We start from the raw sequence: 18,386 nt of genomic DNA, 5'->3' as shown, positions 1-18,386 counted from the left end.
CTACGGACGGCCCTTTATGAAAAAATTCAACGTGGTAATCGCGGACGATCACCCGATCGTGCTGCTTGGCGTTCGCGAGTTGGTGGAGCGCGACACACGCTTCCAGGTGGTCGGCGAGGCCGTGTGTTCGGCCGGCCTGATCGCGCTGTTGCAGCACCAGGGTGCCGACATTGTGATCACCGACTACAACATGCCAGGCGACTCGCCCTATGGCGACGGGCTCAAATTGGTCGAGTACCTGAAGCGGCATTTCCCGCAGGTGCAGATCCTGATCCTGACGATGATCTCCAACCACCTGATCCTCACCCGCCTGCAAGAGCTGGGTGTGGTCGGCATCATCCAGAAAAGCCAGTTGCACACCGAGATTGAATTGGCGCTCAAGGCGATTGCCCAGCAGAGCGCCTACCGCAGCCTGGAACCGCCAAAAACCTCGGTGATCGAGACCCTTACGGCGATTGACGAGCGCTTTACCAGTTTGTCGCCCAAAGAGTTCGAGATCTTGCGTTTATTTATTTCCGGGATGAGCGTCAGTGATATTGCGCGCAGTCAGAACCGCAGTTCCAAGACCATCAGCGCGCAAAAAATATCGGCCATGCGCAAACTTGAAGTGAGCAGTGACCAGGACCTGCTCGCTTATTGTCTGGCGCGCAACATTTTCAACTAACCCACAACTAGCAAGCCATTTAAAATAATGGCTTCGCCCTTTATTTGCTGAGTCTTCACGCGCCTTCCTGCCGTTCTAAACCGCCTGCTTCCTGACTTATAAGAATCGTCTTATTCGCTCGCCCGCCCTCGCCGCTTATTCTCCTCTCGCAGTTCAACAACAGCATTTTCCAACTAACACTAACGGACATCATCATGAAGAAGTTTTCCCTGGCTGTTATCGCCTCGGCCATTATCGCCGCTTCCGGCAGTGCATTTGCCGTCGACCCGGCACCGACGCCGACCCTGGGCGGCAGCGGTAAAATCACCTTCACTGGCGTGATCAACAACGATGCCTGCTCGGTCGATGGCGCCAACTCCGACCGCACCATCTCGGTAGACATGGGCAACGTGTCGATCAAGGACATGGGCACTGCCGAAAACCCAACCGCAGGCCGTGTCACCGCCAAAGACTTCAACCTGAACGTCAACTGCAACCAGGGCACCAAAGTCGCGATGATCTTTGACGCCAACAACGGCGGTTCGGGCCTGGTCACCGGCAAAAAAGTCCTGGCCCTGAACCCGGGTTCGGCCACTGCACAAAACGTCGGTATCGCCCTGCTCGACAGCAAAGGCAGCCTGATCGACCTCAGCTCTTCCAGCACCGCGCGCATCGAAAGCACCATGCACGGCGCCGGCACGGCTGGCGGCGACGCCACCCTGAGCTTCGCGGCCGCCTACGTCACCACCGCAGCCGCCGGTTCGTCCACCGCCGGTCGTGGTGATGCCACCCTGCCGTTCATCCTGCAATACGAATAACTCGGCGCCCCCCGGCACCGAACGCGCGAGGCCCTGCGGCCTCGCCATTGTCTTTTGATTACACCGGATAACCCTCATGCCGCCTCGTTCTATCGCCGCATGCCTCACGCTGCTGGGCATGCTTATGGCTACCCAGGCCGCCGCCAGCATTTCATTGAATGCCACCCGCATCGTGTTTGATGGCGACCACAAGGAAGCCAATATCACCGTGCGCAACGGCAACCAGGATGTGTTGATTCAATCCTGGGTCGACATGAACGACGCCAGTGCCAGCCGCGCGCCGTTTGCCGTCACGCCGCCGCTGGCGCGGGTATTCGCCAAGGAACAACAACTGCTGCGCATTCTGTACGAAGGCAAAGGCATGCCCACGGACCGTGAGTCGGTGGTGTGGCTCAACGTGCAGGAAATCCCCAAGGCCAGCGAGACCGAGAACACCTTGCAGTTGGCTATCCGCCAGCGCATCAAGATTTTTTACCGCCCTGCCGGCCTCACCGGCAGCGCGCTGCAAGCCCCTGCGCAGCTTGAGTGGACACTGGCCAAACACGCCGGCCAAACCCTGCTGCAGGTGAAGAACCCGACGCTGTACCACGTGTCCATGGCCGACATCAAAGTGCAGGCACAACTCGCCAGCGACTCCACCATGATCGCGCCCGGCGAGCAAAAACAGTTCCCGCTGAGCGCGGCAATTGCCAACGGCCCAGTGCAGCTGTCGTTTTCCAGCATCAATGACTATGGCGCGCAAAACCACTACAGCGCGCCTCTGTCGAGCGGCGCTGCGCTACCTGCGCACGCGACTGAATCGCGCGTCAAACCCTAAGTAGCTTCTCTAACCCACAGGCTCACTTCGCGTGCGTGTTTGCGTGCCCGGCTGTCCGTCAATCAGGGATGTCATAGGTCTTCGCATGTCTTTTTTTTCCAGCAACAGGCCCGCCCGTGGCGTACTGAAGTTGAAGACGCTGTCGCTCGCGATTGCCGCCAGCCTGCCGACCTGGGCCATGGCCGATGATGCAGCGCAGACGTTCAACACCACGTTCCTGCAGGGCTCGCAGTCGCAGGTCGACCTGCAGCAATTGCTCTCGGCCAACAGCGTGCTGCCGGGCAATTACCGGGTCGACCTGTACAGCAACGAAGTGCTGGTGGGCCGACGTGATATCGACTTCAAGCGCAACCCGAAAAACGGCCGGGTCGAAGCCTGCCTGACCCTCGACCTGCTCAAGCAATTGGGCGTCGACATGAGCCGCTTGCAGGCCGAAGGCAAACTCGACCCGCAGCAACCGCAAGAATGTTATGCCCTTGCGGACATGATCGAAGACGCCAGCGTGCGGTACGACAGCAGCCGCCTGCGCCTGATGGCAAGTATTCCGCAAGTGGCCATGCAGCGCGGCCTGCGCGGGTATGTCGACCCGCAGTTGTGGGACGACGGCGTACCTGCCGCGTTCATCAACTACCAGCTCAACAGCAGCCGCACCGCCGGCGACTATAAAACCCGCATCGCCAATAATCTCGGGCTGCGCAACGGCATCAACCTGGGCGCCTGGCGCCTGCGCAACGAATCGAACATGAGCAGCGGCACTGACCGCTCGAACACCTTCACCAGCAACCGCACTTATGTGCAGCACGACGTGACAGCGATCAAGGGCCAGTTCAGCGCCGGCGAGATTTTCTCTGACACCGACCTGTTCGACAGCGTGCGTTATCGCGGCCTCAAACTGGCCTCCGACGACGGCATGCGTGCCGACAGCGAACGCGGCTACGCACCGGTGATCCGTGGCGTGGCGCAGACCAACGCGACCGTAGAGATCCGCCAGAACGACTACATCCTCTACACCGCCAACGTCGCGCCAGGGCCGTTCGAGATCAACGACATCTACCCCAGCGGCTCCAACGGCGATCTGCAAATCACCGTGATCGAGGCCGACGGCAGTCGGCGGGTGTCGATGCAGGCGTTTTCCAGTTTGCCGATCATGGTGCGTGAAGGCCAGGTCAAGTACAGCCTCTCGGCGGGCACGTTCAAAAGCAATGCCGACGGCCTGGGCAGCCCGCGTTTTCTGAGCGGCACGCTGGCGTATGGCTTGACCAGCAACCTCAGCGGCATCGTCGGCCTGCAAGCCAGTGAGGACTACAGCGCGCTGTCGATCGGCGCCGGCAAGAACACCGCGTTCGGCGCCTTCTCCCTGGACACCACGCACTCGTCCAGCAAGGCGCGCGGGCAAACCAGCCAGGGCAGCAGCGTGCGAGCGTTGTACGCAAAAACCTTTGCCGGCACCGACACCAACTTCACCCTGGCCGCCTACCGTTACTCCACCGAGGGCTACCGCACCCTCACCGACCATGTGGAAGACAACAGCGAAGACGTGCGCGTGCGCACCGGCCATTCAAAAACCCGTACCGACCTGACCATCAACCAGAGCCTGGGGCGTAACAGCGAGTTCGGCAGCCTTTACGTCAACGCCAGTGACCAGCGCTATTGGAACCGTGGCGGTTCGCGCAGTTTGTCTGCCGGTTACACCGGCAACTGGGGCGACCTGAGCTACAACCTCGGCGTGACGCGCACCCAGCAAATCGTCACCTATGGCGAGCCCAGCAGCGACACCCAGGTGAACCTGTCCGTCTCATTTCCATTGGGCAGCCAGGCCCGTGCGCCACGGGCTTTTGTTACCACCAGCCATCAGCGCGGCGACACCACCACACAAGCCGGTATCAACGGCTACGTCGCCGACACCAGCGACACGTTTTATTCGGTGCAAGCGGGCCATAGCGATGCGAGTGGCGACTCCGGCTCGGTGAATATCAACAGCCGAACCTCCATGGCGGATGTCAGCCTGGGCTACAGCCAGGGCCAGGGCTACAACTCGCAGAACCTTAACCTCGCGGGTTCGGTGGTCGCTCATGCGGGCGGAATTAACCTGGGGCAGACCGTCAGCGAAACCTTCGCCCTGGCCGAAGTGCCGGGTATCTCGGGGGCTAAAATCGGCAGCTACAGCGGCGTCGAGACCGGCTACAACGGCTATGCGGTGATCCCCACGGCGCAGCCTTACCGGGTGAACTGGATCAGCCTGGACACCCGCGACCTGGGCGGCGATGTGGAAATCACCAACGCCACCCAGCAACTGGTGCCGCGCCGTGGCGCTATTGTAGTTGCGCGTTACAGCGGCACCACCGGGCGACGGGTGTTGTTCGAGCTGTTTGATGCGCAGCACAAGCCATTGTCGTTCGGGGCTTCGCTGGAAGACTCGGCAGGTAAGCAACTGGCGATTGCAGACCCGAATGGGAATGCGCTGGCATTGGTGGAGCAGGATCAGGGGACGCTGATCATCAAGTGGGGCGAGCAGCGTTGCAGTGCCAGCTATGCGCTACCGCCGCAGAACAAGGCGCTGAACTATGAGCGGCAGGCGTTGGTGTGTGGGCCTTAGGTGTGGGCGGGATGTTTGTCGGTAGACATATCCGTTGCTGCGGTAACGGCGGCTTAGGGTTCCGCCCTGACGGCGGGTCACTTTTGGCAAACGCCCGGAATGCCGGCCCAGCCAAAAGTAACCAAAAGGTCTGTGCCCCACCACTTGGCACCTCGCTCTGGCTCGGTGTGCCCTCACTCCGGCCATCGTGGTTAACGGGGCGTCTCAGATCAAGATCAAGATCTACAGCACGGCGGCCTGAAAGCCGACCTGAGTGGTTGAAGCAAAAGCCAGATCAAGTGCGAAGCAAAAGCTTATCTACCTGATGCAACACGGTTTAAGTGTGGGAGCTGGCTTGCCTGCGATGGCATCAACTCGGTGTGTCAGGTACACCGAGTTGATGCCATCGCAGGCAAGCCAGCTCCCACATTAGACCGAGTGTGGCTCTGCTGTTGCTGTTGTTCTGGCTCTTACATCCTTTTCGATGACGAAGTCAGCGGTCTTTTGATCTGCGCTTGTGATCGTGATCTTGATCTGAAATCGCCCCGTCAAACACGATGGCCGCAATCTGACAGTGATTTGGGGGGTAAACCGGCAGGGATGCCGGTTTAGCCGCCCCGCGCCATGGATGGCGCGTGGCGGCGGCCCACCAAATCGCTGTCGGATTGCGGGCATGCCGAGCCACAGCGAGGCACCGAGTGTTGGGGCGTGTACGGGACAACCACATGGGTTACACAAAAGTGCATTCACATAGGTAACACTTTGAGTGAAATATAGCCGTCCTTGTCTGCTTTTCTTGCATCCACTTGACCGAGGATCACTGGGCCGAAAATAACAGCCCACACTTCGTCGCTCAGCATCTCCATTCCAATAGTCTGGTATTTCAGTAAATGCCCCACATAAATCCGCAGACCTGACCGATAAATCATCCCGTTTGAGTCAGTCCGGTAACACTCAATATGACTTGCATAACCCATCTCCGGCAGTTTCTCAGGATAGGCTCGAGGTGAAGGTGAATAGCATGAAGCCGGTGTTTTCTGGCTCAGCGCTTCATGCCCTCGCTCGTAATTGTAGTGCTGTATGAAACGATCAAAGTGTTTCTGCTGAGACTCCCAAGCAACCGCAGGTGGATTGGGCAAAGTACTTTTCAGTGTTCGGTGCATACGCTCGTGCCGGCCATTTTGGTCTGGCCGACCGGGCTCGATACGCTCTGGAATGATCCCCAGCCGTAGCCACCAGATCGACAACTGTGACAGCCCTCCACGGCCTGTGCTGGCAAACGGCACTCCGTTGTCAGTACGGATCCGCTCAGGCAAACCATACTCGCGAAACACCCGTTCGAACGTCTCCTGGGTCTCCTTGAAATTGGTGCTGGGCATGCTCTGACAGGCAAGCAAGAAACGACTGGCATGGTCCATGATTGTTAGCGGATAACACCATACGCCCGCTCCTGTCAGGTACTGGCCTTTGTAGTCAGCACTGAAAAGCTGGTTAGGCACATCTGCCTTGCGTAACGGTTTTGGATAGACAGCAACTCTTGGCCGCAAGGGTCGAGGCGTGATCAGATCAGCTGCTTTGAGGATGTTATAAATAGTCGTTTTCGAGGGCGGATCCTGGCCCGGAAAGCGCTTTATCAGATCACTCTGGATTTTTTTCGGACCAGGGATTGTCTCGCCTATAGAACGAAGTTCGATAATCGCCTGCTTTACCGCCAAAGGCACCACATAAGTCTGGTGGTGCCGACGACGACTACGCTCATCAAGCCCACTGGGGCCTTCTGCTTTGTATCGCTCGACCCACTTGTAGCCGGTCTTTCGGCTGATTTCATAGTCTCGACATAGCTGGCTAAGGCTGTGTTTTCCAGTCAGATATTCAGCGACAAACATCACTTTGAGGTCCATAGGTTTCAGCTCTTTCCAGGGCATGGTCAGATCCTCACGAAATCGACCCTGCCAGTTAAAAACTGTTACCTATGTGCGTGAACTGATTTGTAACCCATGTGGGTGAGTCATACCGGCGAAGACTTTTTGGTTACTTTTGTGTCTTTACAAAAGTGACCCGCCGTCAGGGCGGAACCCTAAGCCGCCGTAACCGCAGCAACGGATATGTACACCAACAACCCCCCCCACATTCAGGTTGATGTATAGCCTGATTAGGCTAAGGTGCTGCCCACACGTTTCCACCGCCGAGACATCCCATGCGCAATCTGATTTTCGCCAGTGTCTGCCTGCTCACCACCGCCCTGACCGGCTGCCAGCAGACCCCGCCGGCCAACGACCAACTCGACGCTGTGCTCTGGACCCAGACCTCCATCGAACACGAGTTGATCTACCGCCAGCTGTTCGCCAACGCCACCCGCCAACTCGACGTGGCCCTGGCCGACCCGACCTGGGATGCCCTGCCCTTTCCACCTCGCAATCTGAACGGTTTACCTCCAGCGGTGGTGGTGGATATCGACGAAACCCTGCTGGATAACGTGCCGCTGAACGCTCGCGACATCATCAATAATCAAGTCTATTCCTATGACCGCTGGAACACCTGGGTCAACCAGGCGAAGGCTCAGGCATTGCCGGGTGCAGTGGCTTTCCTGCAGGCCGCTAAGCAAAGGGGCATCAAGGTTTACTACCTCACTAACCGCGAACACAGCCAGGTCGCGGCCACTGTCGCCAACCTGCGCCTGCGTGGTTTTCCGGTGACCAGTGACACGCAGGTCCTGGCCGCCAGCACGCCAATCGGCCATTGCGAAAGTGCCGGCTACGGCAAGGCGTGTCGCCGTCAGTGGGTCGCCAGCCATGCCCGCGTGTTGCTGATGGCAGGGGACTCGCTGGGTGATTTCGTGCAGCCCGAACACAACACCCTCGCCGCCCAACGCAAAGCGGTGGAACCCTATGTGAACTGGCTGGGGCAGCGCTGGTTCCTGCTGCCGAACCCGAGTTACGGCAACTGGTACAGCGCGCCGTATGGGGATAATGAGAAATTGCCGTTTGAACAAAAACGCAGGTTCAAACAGCAGGCATTGCAGTTGGAAGAATAGGAGGCTGGCTGGGGCTCAGGCTTTGATGTTCTGCCGAATGTTCCAGCCAAACTTCACCGGCCCGCCGTCCTTGGCGCCGTCGGCCTTCTGCGGCTGGTAGCTGACGTCAACGGTGGCAAAATTGAGGGCAAAGCTGTCATGCACAACGTCGGTGTTGCTTTCAGCATTCGTGCTGTAGGACACCACCATGACTTCCTTCAGGGTGATCACCAGGTACTCCACCGGGCTGGCACCGCCGGCCTTGCGTAGCACCAACCTGGCCTCGGGGTAATGCTTGCCGCTGGCGCAGGCCATCATCAGGTTGGGGCTGGATTTATCCAGAGGTTTTGTCAGGTTCAGGTTGGCGATATTGACCTTGCCCGCACCGCCGCCCGTACCGCTGTGCATCGAACCCGACTGCGACATGCCCCATGCCCATTGGGTGATGTCGATCTCGTCGCGATGAGCCTGGTCCCTTGATTCGCCCTTGATATCACCCAGCTTCAAAAACATATCGACTGCCATGTTTGCTCCTTGCCTTGGTATGCGTCGGTAGTGACGTGGGGCGCACTTTTCCCCAGCCGCAGCGGTGCGCGCAAGACGCAGAAAGCAGTTAGAGAAGCACCCGACGTTAAATGGCGAACCTTCCGACATTCAGCGGTACCTCCTCATCTTTACGCTCTCGACTCCCGCAATAACAGGAGTTAAGGATGACGGCTTCCCTGCTCAAAGATGGATTCCCTTCGGCCCACCGCACCACGCGTCAGCGGATTGAAAGCAGTATTGATCTGCGCAAGTTGTTCTTCGCCATCGATAGCGACCCGGCACTGATTGGCGCGGGGGTGGTGTATATCGATGACATGCTTAACGTGGTGGTACTGCGCGAGTTCCAGGCGATTTGCAGTGTGCGACCGATCAAGCTCGTGCTGCGTGAGGCGCCCAAGTATGTGGGGCCGGTGGAGTTCAAGCGGATGTTGGAGCATGAGCCGCGCGAGTCCCGTTTGGTGGCTGAGGCACTAAACACGGCGATCACTTGTACGGGGGCGTTGTTGAGTTGGGCAGTCGTTACCAGTGGCGTGATGTTAATGCCCTTTACGGCGGGGACGAGCGCGGCAATTACGTTTATCGGCGAGGCTGCAGCGGCAGCGGGTACGGTTCAATGTATCGGCGGCGCCCTGCGAACTGCGTCAGAAGCTGCATTCCCCGAGTTTAATGACTATTTAGATAGCGAACCCTGGTATCAAGACGCGACAGCAGTACTGGACGGTGTGGCTTTACTGGGCATTACAACTTCGATGTTGGTCACAGTGAAAGCCATCATTACAACGACGCAGGTAACAGGAAAATCGATCCGCCAGGTGCTCAAAGGCCTGACTCGGCAAGAGCGGGCAAAGCTGAACGATGAATTGCTCAAGATCCGTGACCCAAGGTTAACGAGCAGACTGCTTAAGTTGGAAAAAGCTAACGGTAAACTTTCCAAACGTATCAGCGCTGCGGCAATGCAGCATGCAACCGCTACCCACATCATGGATGCATTGGCTGCATCGCTCAGCTTTACCAGCAGTGCAACCAACGGAAATCTCAAGACGTTGGCAGTCGGCGTCTACGAGGAGGTCAACCCATGAGCGAAAAGGGCGAAGAAAAAAACGCGTATTACTCAACTGTTTTCATTGAAAACCCTTGGGAAATCATCAAACGGTACACGCCGGTAATCAGTGCCGACCTTCTCGTCGCATGCGCCTCGATAGCATTGACGGCTACCCTGACAATGCTCACTTACCTTTCGTCGTACCCCATAAGCTTTGCGACCAAGACATTTTTTTTCAGCGCGACCGGGCTTGGCGCTGTATATGCCATTGCCAAATACCAAGTGCTGTACGGCCGCATACACTGGGTCTGGCTAAACGTCGCGATATACCTCATATGTCTGCTGGTATCACTTCCCGCCATCGCGTACCGTCCCAACATGCACCTCTACTCCATGACCCTCATCGGCCCACTGACCGGCCTGCTGATCCTCAACAGCAACCGCTGCCGCGAACTGCGCCACAAGATGGTCGAAATCCGTCACAAGCGCGAAAACATCATCGCCACCCTGAAAAAACAAGGCCACTGGAAATGGTGGTGAGCCACCTGCATTCGCCCAACACCCATCAAGCCACGTTCTGCAATCGCCACAACAACTGCTCGCCACTCATCGCCGGCGCATACACATAACCCTGGCCCACCCTGCAGCCCATCGCCAGCAATTGCCGCTGCTGCTCCTGGGTTTCGATACCTTCCACCACCACGCTCATGCCCAGGCTGTCGCCCAGCGCCAGGGTGCTGTGGATCACCGCGCAGCAGCGTGGGTCGGCGGTCATGCCGCGCACAAACTCGGCATCCAGCTTGATCTCGTTGAACGGCAGCTGACACAGGCGTTGCAAGGATGAAAACCCGGCGCCGAAGTCATCCAGAGACAGGTTGCAACCGAGCATGCGCAAACGCATCAGGCACGCCAGGCTGCTCGCCGAGGCTTCCAGCATGCCGCTTTCGGTCAGCTCGAAAGTCATGCTGGAGCGCGGTGCCTTGAACGGCGCCATGACGTCTTTGATCTTCAAACTCAACCCGCCCTGAGCCAGCTGCTGAGCATGCAGATTGAACGCCAGGTTCAAGGTCATGCCGCTTGCCCTGACGTGTTGTTGCAGGGTCAAGGCCTGGTGCATCTGTGCAAACAACAATTCGTCGAGCCGCCCGCAACGCTCCAGCACTGGCATGAAGGCCATAGCCGGTAACAGACCGTAAAGCGGGTGCTGCCAGCGGCTCAACACTTCCACGCCGATCATCTCGTTGGTCCACAGGCTGAATTTGGGTTGGTAGTACGCGTGCAGCTGGCCGGCCGCTAATGCGTCGCACACTTGCGATTGAGTAAACAATGGCAGCGCAGGTGCAACCGCAGGCGCTATATCCCCAACAGGCTGATGACGATGCACTGCCTCTTCGAGCTGATCGAGGGGCGCCAGCTTGTCGACATGGCCCAGCAAACGCACGCCGAGCAGGCGGGTGAACGGTTGCAGCGCTTGGCTGATTCCAGGCGGCTGATGGCCGCTGACAATCAGGCCATGCAGCCACCCTCGCTGCGCAGCATGTTGCAAAAACTCCAGCCCATCCATGCCGGTCATGGACAAGTCGCACAGTACGACATCCACCCCACCCACGCTTTCCAGAAGGGCCAAGGCTTCAATGGCATGCGTCGCCTCGATCACCGCATGCCCCATCCGTTTGAACTGGCTCACGATGACGGCGCGCTGAAAGGCGTGTTCCTCAAGGATCAGGACGCGTAGAGGCTGGCTCGTCATTGGCGTGGGCTCGTGGGTGGTGGAGCCAACGATTGTCTAAAACTGCCCGGAGAAAGCGGGGATGATTAGTCCTTTATGAACGTAGGATATTTCTCAAAATACTAGCAACAGGCCAAAGGCAGCGGATCTGTTCAACGCCATCCGCCGCCCCAGCGTTTGCTACACCGGCTTGCCCATCAACGGGTCACTGATACTGTGCGCCCCCGTCTCAAGCCGCCCCGCTACGCGACGCACCCAGCCATGCTCATTGCGCACGGTAAAGTCATACCAGCCACCGCTCGGCTGGCGGGAGAACGTGCGCTGCTGCGAGCTGTGGCCAGCAATCTCCAGCAGCCATGGCCCTTGATGGGTGTAAGGGCAGCGCTTGATCGTCACCGAGACCGGATGCTTGCTGGGGTTGATCACCGTCAGCAGCACGCTGTCACCTTGATAAGCCACTGACAGTTCAGGTTCGCGGCGTTGCAAATCACCCTTGAATGACCGGTGAAAACCGTTCGGCCCCAAGAGCCACAAGTCATAGCCGCCAGCGACTGGCCAGGTGTCACTGAGGTGCTTTTCAGCGCCCACGGTGTAGCGCCGTGGGATGTCTTCCAGGTGCAGTCGGTCGTAAACGTGGAAGACCGCGCCCTGGTCGCCATGGTTAAAGAAGTTCAGCGTCAACTCAGCGGCGCGACGATCCACCGCGCCCTCCACATTCAACTGGTAAGGCAACGCACGGGAGGGCCGAGCCATGCGCGCCTGATACGGCGCCCGCTGCCGGCCCTCTGCGGGCACCGCGACCTGGGCCAGTTGCTCCTGGCGCTGGCGTAGCAAATCCGCGGCCTGGCGGGTGGTGTCGTGCAATGGCGGCAACCGTTCACTGTTGGGATTGACGAAGTTGAACGCGGAGGTGAGGTCGCCACAGACGGCACGACGCCAGGCACTGATATTGGGTTCACGCACCTGGAAGCGCTTCTCCAGAAATTGCAGCACCGAGGTGTGATCAAACGCCTGGGAGTTGACCCAGCCGCCACGGCTCCAGGGCGATAGCACCAGCATCGGCACCCGTGGGCCAGGCCCGTAGACGCCACCATCCGGCGCAGGCTGTTGCGTGGTGCCAGGCGGTGCCGGGTGGGTGAAGATTTCGCTGTCGAACTGCACCGTGGACTTACCGGCAAAGCTGCCATCGGCACGCTTGGACGGGGCTGACGGTGAGGGAACATGGTCGAAGAACCCGTCGTTTTCATCGTAATTGACCAGTAGCACGGTCTTGCTCCAGACCTGCGGGTTTTCGGTCAGCGACTTGAGAATCTCTTGAGTGAACCAGCCACCCTGCACCGGGCTGGAAGGCCCAGGATGTTCGGAGTAATTGGCCGGCGCAACCAGCCAGCTCACCTGGGGCAGGCGCCCGTGTTTGATGTCATCGCGAAAGCCCTGGATGATCGCTTCCAGGTCACTGCCGTTGGCGGACGGCAGTGTGTTGCCGTTGCCTTTGTACAAGGGCACGCGGGCGTTGAGTTGATCGCTGTAAGGCACAAAGGCCTTGAAGTCTTTCGGCGGTTCCGCCGGGTTACCGGCCGCGACACTGGCGGCGCGGTACTGACGAAAACCTGCCAGCGGGTTGTCGCCAAAGTTATCCGGCAAAAACTGATAAACCTTCCAACTCACGCCCGCCTCTTCCAGGCGCTCGGGGTAGGTTTTCCAGGTGTAACCCACGCTCACCGCGCCTGGGCCGTCCCATTCGTTGACCACCGCAGCCACGTTGGCACCGGTCGGGCCGTTGGTGCCGGTCCAGTGGAACAGCCGGTTCGGGTTGGTGCCGGCGTGCACCGAACAATGGTAGGCATCGCACAGGGTAAAGGTATTGGCCAACGCAAACTGGAAGGGCAATTCCTGCTCGCGGTAATAGCCCATGGAGGTGTTGGTCTTGTAGGTCGGCCAGGCACTCATGCGCCCGCTGCCCCAGGCGGCGTGTTCGTCAACCCAGGAGTGCGGCGTGCCGTCCACGCGCTGGGCATTGCCGCGTGAACTGTCCAAGTGGTACGGCAACACGCGGCGCCCCTTGCCCTGTTGCTCCCAGACCTTGCGCTTACCCGACAGCGGGATGGTGAAGCGGTCGCTGAAACCGCGCACACCGGGCAAGGTGCCGAAGTAGTGGTCGAACGCGCGGTTTTCCTGCATCAGGATAACCACGTGTTCCACATCCATAATCGTGCCGGTGCGGTTGTTGGCAGGGATCGCCAAAGCCTGCCGGATGGAGTCGGGTAGCAGGGTGTAGGCGGAGCCGATGGCGGCGGCCTTCAGCAGGGTGCGACGGGTGAGAGTTGGCATGGCACTATTCAATCCCTGGGGTGCTTGAGATAAAACGCTCAAGACAAGGTAGAGACTGCAAGCGACAAAAAAGTGACATCACTTCATTGAGTGATGAGAAGCGCTGTTCACAGTCAATCGCCTGACCGTGAACAGAATATCGCGGTTACACCGTTCGCGCCGCAATTGCCTCCACTTCTACCAAAGCCCCAGGCAACGGCAATGCCACCACCTGCAACGCCGTCCGCGCAGGCTTGTTCGGCTGCTCGGGCGTGGCGAAGAACTGCGTGTAACCACGCTGCAATCCGGCGAAATCAAGCTTGCCGTCGGTCTCTTCAGCGCCGACCAGAAACACGCGCAATTGCACGATATCGCCCAGGTCCAGGTCTTGCTGCCGGAGGATCTTGCGCAGTTTGTTGAACACTGAAACGGTCTGCACTTCGGTGTTGCCGTAAATTCCAGGTACGTTCGGATCCACCAGATCCGGCAAGGTGCCGCTGACGAAAATCAGGCTGGCCGAGGCCGGTACGGTGACGGTTTGCGAGATGGGAAAATCGCCGACGCTGGTGCGTTGAATGCTGTCGCTCATGGTGATGCTCCTCAGGAGGCGGCGAGTGCCGCACTCTGTTGTTGTTGGGTAACGCGCTCGGCCAGTTGCGCGATCACATGCCGCGCCGAGTTGGCCGCCGATTCCTGCCAGATGCCCACGCCGCTTTGCACCAGGCCGTCGCCGGCGAAGTACACGCGGCCGTGGGCCTGTTCCAGCAAGGCACTGGCATCGGCCGGGAAGTGTTGACGCTGCAGCCATGGGCCTTCGCTGTAGGGGATCTGTTCCCAGGACACCGCCAGCGGGTGGCGCAGGTGTTTTGAATAACCCGGATGCAACAGCTCCACGGCTTCTTTGGACGTGGCGTACTGCTGGTCGAACGGCTTGGCGCCAAACACGTCGGCGCCCTCCCCGGTCACGTACCCGGCCACCAGCAAACCGTCGCGGGTGTTGAGGTCGTTGCTGGGGTACCACAGCAGGCGCGCCGGGTGTTCGATCCACGACAGGCCGCCATAGGTGCGGTACTCGGTTTCCCAGAAACGCGGCGATTGCCACGCCACTTTGGTCGCCTGGTCGCTGCGGGTACTGAGCAAGGCGGCTTTGACCGGGTCGCTGAAGTCGGTGTCGAGTTTGGCCAGCAGCGGCAACGGCAAGGTTGAGACCAGGTAATCGGCACGCACCACCTGTTCGCGACCGCTGAACTGGTCGTGGTAGGTCACCGCCACGCCGTCTTCAAGCTGGCGGATCTGCCGCACCTGGGCGCCCAGTTGCACGTGCTCGCGCACGCGTTGGTAGAAGGCGTCGGTAATGCGGTCCATGCCGCCGACGGGTTGGAACATGGTGGCGGAAAACTCCGGGAATTCGGTGTGCAATAACGCGCCCCACAACTCCGGATGCAGCAGCCGGTCCAGCGCCAGCGGGCTACGGCTGGCGGGCAGCGCGCCGGGGTGGGCAGGCGACTCCAGGTGGCCGGAGCGCAAGCTGCCTTCAAACGCCAGCTCCTGCGACAGGTCGCCATACACCTGCAAAAACGCCAGCAAGCGCGTGCGCTCTTCACTGCTCAATACATCATCAAGAGCATCGCGCTGCACCGCTTTGGCCAGCAAGCCGGACAGATGCCCACGCGTGTCATTGATCGCCTGACCGACGGTAAACGCCGGCTGTTGCAGGTCGGGCCGTACCTGGGCGCCGTGGCTGCTGTTGACCAGCACTTCCAGCGGTACGCCCAGTTCGCTGCAATAGTCGAGAATCGTGCGGTGCTGGCTCGGAATCCTGGCGGGGCCGGCGTTGAAATACAGGCCCTTATCAAACGCGACGGTTTGCGTACGACCATCCTTGTAGTCCACGCGGTCGCCATTGCGCAGGGTCCAGGTGCGCCCGCCCACGCGGTTGCGCGCCTCCAGTACTTGCACGCTGAACCCGGCCCGGCTCAGTTCCAGAGCCGTCACCAACCCGGCAATCCCGGCGCCCAGCACCAGCACGCGAGTGCCCTGCCCCAGGCCCGCGTTGAGTTTCAGCGGCTGCGGGCGGCGATGTGACGACGGCCCCAAACCCAATACCGCCAATGCATCCTTGACGGCCTTTTCACCGCCTACAGCGGCGATGCTCGACAGCGCTTCACGGCGTGTCAGTCCCATGTCGATTCTCCTAGTCCGGCAGGCCCGGTGGGTTGATCAGCGACGTGTCGACGCGCTCGATGTCCAGGCCCCAGCGTTGCAGCACCTGTTCATATTGGCCGCCGGCAATCGCGCCTTGCAGGGCGGTGTGGATCGGCTGGATCAGGCCGTTGTCCTTGCGGGTGGTCACGGCGATATCCGCTTTCAACGGCCAGCCGCCGTTCACCGTGCCCACCAGCTTGATGCCACCGGTGACCGCCGCCGAATAGGCATACACCGAGTTGGGCCCGAACAGCGCATCGCTGCGCCCCGATTGCACTGCCAGTTGCGCAGCGGCCTGGTCGTCGATGTATTGCAAAAGCGCGGGCTTGATACCGGCCTTTTCATTGGCCTCGTTCCAGGCCAGCAGGACCTTTTCCTGGTTGGTACCGGAGCCGACGATGATCTTCAGCCCGGCAATGTCCGAAGCCTGTTTGATCTCGGTGATCTTGTTGGTGCTCTTGACGTAAAAGCCGAGCACATCCTGGCGATAGGTGGCGAAGTCAAAACGCTTCTTGCGCGCCTCGGTCACGGTGACGTTGCTGATCACCGCGTCGTACTTGCCGGAGCTGACGCCCAGCGGCCAGTCCTCCCAACTGGTCTGCACCACATTGAGTTGCAGGCCGAGACTGTCGGCCACCAACTGCGCGGTGTCGGCTTCGCTGCCAATGGTGGTCTTGTCGTCGTTGGCCAGCAGCGCCAGCGGCGGCCCGGCCACGCCGGACACCGCCACGGTAAATTTGCCAGGCTGGGCGAACTTGAAGCCCGGCGGAATCTGCGCAATCGCTGCTTCATTGCGCGGCACGTGGATGCGCACGCGGTCGGGGCTGAAATCCACCTGTTGCACGGCGAACGCGGTTTGCGCAGCACCGACGGCAAGCGTCAGCAAGGCCACGCGGGCAGTATTGATGAACATGGGCAGTCACTCCTTGAACTAAAGCACCTTGCCCAGAAAGGCCACGGTGCGGGGATGTCGGGGTTGGCGAAAAATCTGTTCGGGCGGGCCTTCTTCGATCAATTGGCCGTCACACAGGAACACCACGTGGTCGGCCACTTCGCGGGCAAAACCGATTTCGTGGGTGACGATCACCAGGGTCACGCCCAGTTGGGTCAGGCCCTTGATCACGTCGAGTACTTCGCCCACCAGTTCCGGGTCGAGGGCTGAGGTGGGTTCATCGAACAGCAGCACTTTGGGGTCCAGCGCCAATGCGCGAGCGATGGCCACGCGCTGTTGCTGACCGCCGGAGAGCTGGCGTGGGTAGGCATCGACTTTGTCGGCCAGGCCGACCTTGGCCAGCAGTTCGGAGGCCTTGGCCTGCGCCTCGGACTTGCTCCAGCGCTTGTGGGCCAGCGGCGCCTCGGCGACGTTTTCCCAGGCGGTAAGGTGCGGGAACAGGTTGAAGTTCTGGAACACAAAACCCACGTCGATGCGGCGCTTGAGGATCTCGCGTTCTTTCAATTCGTAGAGCAGGTCGCCCTTGCGCCGGTAGCCGACGTATTCCCCGTCGATGGTGATGTGCCCGCTGTCGATTTTTTCCAGGTGGTTGATGGTGCGCAGCAAGGTGGATTTGCCCGAGCCGGACGGCCCGAGGATCACCGTGACTTTGCCGGGGTCGATGGTCAGGTCGATGTCTTTCAACACCTGCTGGTTGCCAAAGCGCTTGCCCACGCCCTGGATCTGAATGCGCCCGGCGCGTGCTTCAGCCATGGGTTTTCTCCTTGAGCCAGCCGCGCAGGCGTTGCAGCGGTGTGGGCGGCAATACCCGCGCCGTACCGCGTGCAAAGTGGCGCTCGACGTAGTACTGGGCGCTGGTCAGCACCGTGGTGATGATCAGGTACCACACGGTCGCCACCACCAGCAGCGGGATCACCGCCTGGGTGCGGTTGTAGATGACCTGCACGGTGTAGAACAGCTCCGGCAAGGCCAGCACGTAGACGATGGACGTGCCCTTGACCAGGCCGATGATTTCGTTGAACCCCGACGGCAGAATCGAGCGCAGTGCCTGGGGCAGGATGATGCGAAAAATCCGTCGTGAAGCCGGCAAACCGAGGGCCGCTGCCGCTTCATGCTGGCCGGCGTCCACACCAATCAAACCGCCGCGAATGATCTCCGCCGCGTAGGCGGCCTGCATCAGGCTCAGGCCCAACACCGCCACGGTAAATTGGCTGAGCACATCCACGGTCGACCACTCGGCGAACACCACGCGGGTGAACGGTACGCCGAGCACGATGTGGTCATACAGGTAGGCAAAGTTGTAGAGGATGATCAGCACCAGCAGCGCCGGCATTGAGCGGAAAAACCAGATATAGCCCCAGGCCAACGCCGCCAGCAATGGCGAGCCGGACAGCCGCGCCAGTGCCAATGCGGTACCGAAGAGGATGCTGAAAACGGTGCTGAGCAGCGTCAGCAGCAGTGTCTGGCCGAGGCCGCGCAGCACTGAGGTAGAAAAGAACCACTGGCCAAACACGCCCCACTCCCAACGCGGGTTGGTGGCCAGTGAGTGCACGATGGCGAGCAGCACCAGCGCGGCGAAGATCGACCCGGCCCAGCGCCACGGGTGGCGGGCGGGCACCACTTGCAGGGCCTTGATGGGCGTTGCGACGCGGCGCTGGCGAACCGGGCTGACGTCTTCGATCAGGTCATAGGATTTGGCGACAATGGGCATGTTCTATTCCTCGCGGGTTGCGGCC

General features: G+C 60.0%; 16 protein-coding genes. 7 read left to right on the top strand and 9 right to left on the bottom strand.

Annotation, left to right across the window (positions count from 1 at the left end; genetic code table 11):
* The first annotated feature begins 16 nt into the window (after positions 1-16).
* The 4 genes from FFI16_RS07440 to FFI16_RS07425 all read left to right on the top strand — a co-directional run bounded on the left by FFI16_RS07440 (position 17) and on the right by FFI16_RS07425 (position 4,874).
* Complete coding sequence (locus FFI16_RS07440) at positions 17-664, top strand: response regulator (protein ID WP_138814731.1); 648 nt, start codon at positions 17-19, stop codon at positions 662-664.
* A gap of 194 nt (positions 665-858) precedes the next feature.
* The gene (locus FFI16_RS07435) at positions 859-1,461 is read left to right on the top strand and encodes a fimbrial protein (protein WP_138814730.1); all 603 of its coding nucleotides are present in this window, start codon (positions 859-861) and stop codon (positions 1,459-1,461) included.
* A gap of 76 nt (positions 1,462-1,537) precedes the next feature.
* Complete coding sequence (locus FFI16_RS07430) at positions 1,538-2,278, top strand: molecular chaperone (protein ID WP_138814729.1); 741 nt, start codon at positions 1,538-1,540, stop codon at positions 2,276-2,278.
* An 85-nt stretch (positions 2,279-2,363) separates the two neighbouring features.
* On the top strand, positions 2,364-4,874 hold the full coding sequence (locus FFI16_RS07425; RefSeq protein ID WP_138814728.1) for a fimbria/pilus outer membrane usher protein: 2,511 nt from the start codon (positions 2,364-2,366) through the stop codon (positions 4,872-4,874).
* Between the two features lie 725 nt (positions 4,875-5,599).
* Here FFI16_RS07425 and FFI16_RS07415 read toward each other — a convergent pair.
* Positions 5,600-6,778: an integrase core domain-containing protein gene (locus tag FFI16_RS07415; RefSeq protein WP_138814726.1), complete on the bottom strand. Its 1,179-nt coding sequence runs from the start codon at positions 6,776-6,778 to the stop codon at positions 5,600-5,602.
* 272 nt (positions 6,779-7,050) lie between these two features.
* Here FFI16_RS07415 and FFI16_RS07410 point away from each other — a divergent pair, with 272 nt between their 5' ends.
* Positions 7,051-7,887 (top strand): 5'-nucleotidase, lipoprotein e(P4) family, encoded by an 837-nt coding sequence (locus FFI16_RS07410; protein ID WP_138814725.1) that lies wholly within the window; start codon positions 7,051-7,053, stop codon positions 7,885-7,887.
* A gap of 15 nt (positions 7,888-7,902) precedes the next feature.
* On the opposite strand, the gene FFI16_RS07405 is transcribed toward FFI16_RS07410, so the two are convergent.
* Positions 7,903-8,391: a type VI secretion system tube protein Hcp gene (locus tag FFI16_RS07405; protein WP_138814724.1), complete on the bottom strand. Its 489-nt coding sequence runs from the start codon at positions 8,389-8,391 to the stop codon at positions 7,903-7,905.
* A gap of 185 nt (positions 8,392-8,576) precedes the next feature.
* On the opposite strand from FFI16_RS07405, the gene FFI16_RS07400 reads away from it, so the two are divergent.
* A complete protein-coding gene (locus FFI16_RS07400; RefSeq protein ID WP_138814723.1) occupies positions 8,577-9,491 on the top strand; it encodes an NAD synthetase in 915 nt (304 codons plus the stop codon).
* A complete protein-coding gene (locus tag FFI16_RS07395) occupies positions 9,488-9,994 on the top strand; it encodes a hypothetical protein (RefSeq protein ID WP_138814722.1) in 507 nt (168 codons plus the stop codon). Before FFI16_RS07400 ends, FFI16_RS07395 begins: the two co-directional genes overlap by 4 nt.
* 25 nt (positions 9,995-10,019) lie before the next feature.
* Here the strand turns inward: FFI16_RS07395 and FFI16_RS07390 are convergent, their stop codons facing one another.
* The 7 genes from FFI16_RS07390 to FFI16_RS07360 form a co-directional block, all read right to left on the bottom strand.
* Complete coding sequence (locus FFI16_RS07390; RefSeq protein ID WP_138814721.1) at positions 10,020-11,204, bottom strand: EAL domain-containing protein; 1,185 nt, start codon at positions 11,202-11,204, stop codon at positions 10,020-10,022.
* A gap of 159 nt (positions 11,205-11,363) precedes the next feature.
* A complete protein-coding gene (locus tag FFI16_RS07385; protein ID WP_138814720.1) occupies positions 11,364-13,514 on the bottom strand; it encodes a phosphocholine-specific phospholipase C in 2,151 nt (716 codons plus the stop codon).
* Positions 13,515-13,659: 145 nt separating this feature from the next.
* Complete coding sequence (locus tag FFI16_RS07380) at positions 13,660-14,082, bottom strand: RidA family protein (RefSeq protein ID WP_138814719.1); 423 nt, start codon at positions 14,080-14,082, stop codon at positions 13,660-13,662.
* Between the two features lie 11 nt (positions 14,083-14,093).
* Positions 14,094-15,677 carry an FAD-dependent oxidoreductase gene (locus tag FFI16_RS07375; RefSeq protein WP_138814718.1) on the bottom strand — a complete coding sequence of 528 codons (1,584 nt, stop codon included), beginning with the start codon at positions 15,675-15,677 and terminating at the stop codon, positions 14,094-14,096.
* 10 nt (positions 15,678-15,687) lie between these two features.
* Entirely contained in the window at positions 15,688-16,611 is a 924-nt protein-coding gene (locus tag FFI16_RS07370) for an ABC transporter substrate-binding protein (RefSeq protein WP_138814717.1), read from the bottom strand.
* 18 nt (positions 16,612-16,629) lie between these two features.
* The gene (locus FFI16_RS07365) at positions 16,630-17,403 is read right to left on the bottom strand and encodes an amino acid ABC transporter ATP-binding protein (RefSeq protein WP_138814716.1); all 774 of its coding nucleotides are present in this window, start codon (positions 17,401-17,403) and stop codon (positions 16,630-16,632) included.
* Complete coding sequence (locus FFI16_RS07360; protein WP_138814715.1) at positions 17,396-18,361, bottom strand: amino acid ABC transporter permease; 966 nt, start codon at positions 18,359-18,361, stop codon at positions 17,396-17,398. The genes FFI16_RS07365 and FFI16_RS07360 overlap by 8 nt, the downstream gene beginning before the upstream one ends.
* Positions 18,362-18,386 lie beyond the last annotated feature (25 nt).

Source organism: Pseudomonas sp. KBS0710 (assembly GCF_005938045.2).
In the GTDB taxonomy this organism is placed as follows: Bacteria; Pseudomonadota; Gammaproteobacteria; order Pseudomonadales; family Pseudomonadaceae; genus Aquipseudomonas.
The sequence above is the reverse complement of the archived record's forward strand: the minus strand, read 5'-3'. Positions and strand labels throughout refer to the sequence as shown.

Excerpts from the sequence above, each read along its gene's own strand:
- FFI16_RS07440 (WP_138814731.1), top strand. The coding sequence starts at position 17 with ATGAAAAAATTCAACGTGGTAATCGCGGACGATCACCCGATCGTGCTG.
- FFI16_RS07435 (WP_138814730.1), top strand. The coding sequence starts at position 859 with ATGAAGAAGTTTTCCCTGGCTGTTATCGCCTCGGCCATTATCGCCGCT.
- FFI16_RS07430 (WP_138814729.1), top strand. The coding sequence starts at position 1,538 with ATGCCGCCTCGTTCTATCGCCGCATGCCTCACGCTGCTGGGCATGCTT.
- FFI16_RS07425 (WP_138814728.1), top strand. The coding sequence starts at position 2,364 with ATGTCTTTTTTTTCCAGCAACAGGCCCGCCCGTGGCGTACTGAAGTTG.
- FFI16_RS07415 (WP_138814726.1), bottom strand. The coding sequence starts at position 6,778 with ATGCCCTGGAAAGAGCTGAAACCTATGGACCTCAAAGTGATGTTTGTC.
- FFI16_RS07410 (WP_138814725.1), top strand. The coding sequence starts at position 7,051 with ATGCGCAATCTGATTTTCGCCAGTGTCTGCCTGCTCACCACCGCCCTG.
- FFI16_RS07405 (WP_138814724.1), bottom strand. The coding sequence starts at position 8,391 with ATGGCAGTCGATATGTTTTTGAAGCTGGGTGATATCAAGGGCGAATCA.
- FFI16_RS07400 (WP_138814723.1), top strand. The coding sequence starts at position 8,577 with ATGACGGCTTCCCTGCTCAAAGATGGATTCCCTTCGGCCCACCGCACC.
- FFI16_RS07395 (WP_138814722.1), top strand. The coding sequence starts at position 9,488 with ATGAGCGAAAAGGGCGAAGAAAAAAACGCGTATTACTCAACTGTTTTC.
- FFI16_RS07390 (WP_138814721.1), bottom strand. The coding sequence starts at position 11,204 with ATGACGAGCCAGCCTCTACGCGTCCTGATCCTTGAGGAACACGCCTTT.
- FFI16_RS07385 (WP_138814720.1), bottom strand. The coding sequence starts at position 13,514 with ATGCCAACTCTCACCCGTCGCACCCTGCTGAAGGCCGCCGCCATCGGC.
- FFI16_RS07380 (WP_138814719.1), bottom strand. The coding sequence starts at position 14,082 with ATGAGCGACAGCATTCAACGCACCAGCGTCGGCGATTTTCCCATCTCG.
- FFI16_RS07375 (WP_138814718.1), bottom strand. The coding sequence starts at position 15,677 with ATGGGACTGACACGCCGTGAAGCGCTGTCGAGCATCGCCGCTGTAGGC.
- FFI16_RS07370 (WP_138814717.1), bottom strand. The coding sequence starts at position 16,611 with ATGTTCATCAATACTGCCCGCGTGGCCTTGCTGACGCTTGCCGTCGGT.
- FFI16_RS07365 (WP_138814716.1), bottom strand. The coding sequence starts at position 17,403 with ATGGCTGAAGCACGCGCCGGGCGCATTCAGATCCAGGGCGTGGGCAAG.
- FFI16_RS07360 (WP_138814715.1), bottom strand. The coding sequence starts at position 18,361 with ATGCCCATTGTCGCCAAATCCTATGACCTGATCGAAGACGTCAGCCCG.